The 2,086-nt window shown below is 45.6% G+C and carries 2 protein-coding genes and 1 pseudogene; all 3 read left to right on the top strand.

Annotated elements, in window-relative coordinates; genetic code table 11:
* The first annotated feature begins 228 nt into the window (after nt 1–228).
* The 3 genes and pseudogenes from sul2 to DXD65_RS20830 all read left to right on the top strand — a co-directional run bounded on the left by sul2 (nt 229) and on the right by DXD65_RS20830 (nt 2,035).
* The gene (gene sul2 / locus DXD65_RS20820; protein ID WP_001043260.1) at nt 229–1,044 is read left to right on the top strand and encodes a sulfonamide-resistant dihydropteroate synthase Sul2; all 816 of its coding nucleotides are present in this window, start codon (nt 229–231) and stop codon (nt 1,042–1,044) included.
* Between the two features lies 1 nt (nt 1,045).
* Nucleotides 1,046–1,546, top strand: a pseudogene (locus tag DXD65_RS20825) (IS1595-like element ISBbi1 family transposase); the annotation flags it as partial.
* Between the two features lie 69 nt (nt 1,547–1,615).
* On the top strand, nt 1,616–2,035 hold the full coding sequence (locus DXD65_RS20830; RefSeq protein ID WP_233556173.1) for a hypothetical protein: 420 nt from the start codon (nt 1,616–1,618) through the stop codon (nt 2,033–2,035).
* Nucleotides 2,036–2,086: the final 51 nt, after the last annotated feature.

Below are 2,086 nucleotides of genomic sequence, written 5' to 3' on the forward strand. Positions count from 1 at the left end.
TTGTTGCTCAGGTACTTAAAAAAAATATTTTATAATAGTGTTGCGGAATTAAGGTTTATAATAGTGTTGCGGAATTAAGGTTTACAAATTAAACAGACGGTATTTTGGAGACAAACTCTTTGACAGACTAGTAATTGCGAATATAACAGGTGCATAAACGGATAATCAGAATCTTTAAACATCCTAATTAACTACCTGCGGATTTTAGGTATTATTATAGAAGCCCCCATGAATAAATCGCTCATCATTTTCGGCATCGTCAACATAACCTCGGACAGTTTCTCCGATGGAGGCCGGTATCTGGCGCCAGACGCAGCCATTGCGCAGGCGCGTAAGCTGATGGCCGAGGGGGCAGATGTGATCGACCTCGGTCCGGCATCCAGCAATCCCGACGCCGCGCCTGTTTCGTCCGACACAGAAATCGCGCGTATCGCGCCGGTGCTGGACGCGCTCAAGGCAGATGGCATTCCCGTCTCGCTCGACAGTTATCAACCCGCGACGCAAGCCTATGCCTTGTCGCGTGGTGTGGCCTATCTCAATGATATTCGCGGTTTTCCAGACGCTGCGTTCTATCCGCAATTGGCGAAATCATCTGCCAAACTCGTCGTTATGCATTCGGTGCAAGACGGGCAGGCAGATCGGCGCGAGGCACCCGCTGGCGACATCATGGATCACATTGCGGCGTTCTTTGACGCGCGCATCGCGGCGCTGACGGGTGCCGGTATCAAACGCAACCGCCTTGTCCTTGATCCCGGCATGGGGTTTTTTCTGGGGGCTGCTCCCGAAACCTCGCTCTCGGTGCTGGCGCGGTTCGATGAATTGCGGCTGCGCTTCGATTTGCCGGTGCTTCTGTCTGTTTCGCGCAAATCCTTTCTGCGCGCGCTCACAGGCCGTGGTCCGGGGGATGTCGGGGCCGCGACACTCGCTGCAGAGCTTGCCGCCGCCGCAGGTGGAGCTGACTTCATCCGCACACACGAGCCGCGCCCCTTGCGCGACGGGCTGGCGGTATTGGCGGCGCTGAAAGAAACCGCAAGAATTCGTTAACTTTTCGGTGGCCAGTAAGGAAATCGAGCGAGGCAAGGGTACACGTGGCCGGGGAGCCGAGGGAAAGCAGAACGTTGCGGTGATGGCCGAAAGCACCCCGTTGGAAGATATCGAAACGGGCAAAAAGGAGAAGCATGTGCGTTATTTCAAGGCCAGGGTACTGGATAGCCATCAAAGTGAAGGAATCAACGGCGTGGTCAGGGACTGCATGGAGGATGATGCCATCGTATTTTCGGACAAAAGCACTTCTTACGTTGACATCTCCGATCTGGTGGAATTGCACGTCACCGAGAAATCAGACGCCAAAACCACCAAGGAAACACTCAAATGGGTGCATATCGCAATCAGTAATGCAAAACGGACATTGCTGGGCAACTACCATAAAATCAAAAGGAAATACTTACAGTTGTATCTCAACGAGTTTATTTACAAATTAAACAGACGGTATTTTGGAGACAAACTCTTTGACAGACTAGTAATTGCGAATATAACAGGTGCATAAACGGATAATCAGAAAAATCTATATGAACATTATAATTTAAAACCATATGTCATAAGTTATATTGACACAATGTTATTTGCAGATAAACTTGGGATGCCTAAAAAAATAAAAGATTTAGCAGAGAGTTTGGACTTAGAAGTAACAAATCATCACGACCCAGAATTCGATGCAAAACTTTGTGCTTTAATATTTGGCGAATTGACTGACAAGTATCCAAGTTATCAAGAACTAATAAGAAAAATTGATGACCAGCCTAAAACAAATAATAATTATTTCAATCAACCAAGTGAAGATGTTTTAGAAGAAAATGAAGAGCATTTATCAAATTATCAAATAACTCAAAACGAACTTGAAAACATTGATTTAATAGGAAAAGGAATAGTTATTACGGGCAACTTTTCAATAGAAAGAGAAGAAATAAAAACTTTTCTAATGAAAATTGGTGGACAAATAAAATCAGGAATAACAGGTAAAGTAGATTTTCCTTAATTCCGCAACACTATTATAAAATATTTTTTTTAAGTACCTGAGCAACAAAAA

This window comes from Bacteroides sp. 4_1_36 (assembly GCF_003466325.1).
Lineage (GTDB): Bacteria > Bacteroidota > Bacteroidia > Bacteroidales > Bacteroidaceae > Bacteroides > Bacteroides uniformis.

Excerpts from the sequence above, each read along its gene's own strand:
- sul2 (WP_001043260.1), top strand. The coding sequence starts at position 229 with ATGAATAAATCGCTCATCATTTTCGGCATCGTCAACATAACCTCGGAC.
- DXD65_RS20830 (WP_233556173.1), top strand. The coding sequence starts at position 1,616 with ATGTTATTTGCAGATAAACTTGGGATGCCTAAAAAAATAAAAGATTTA.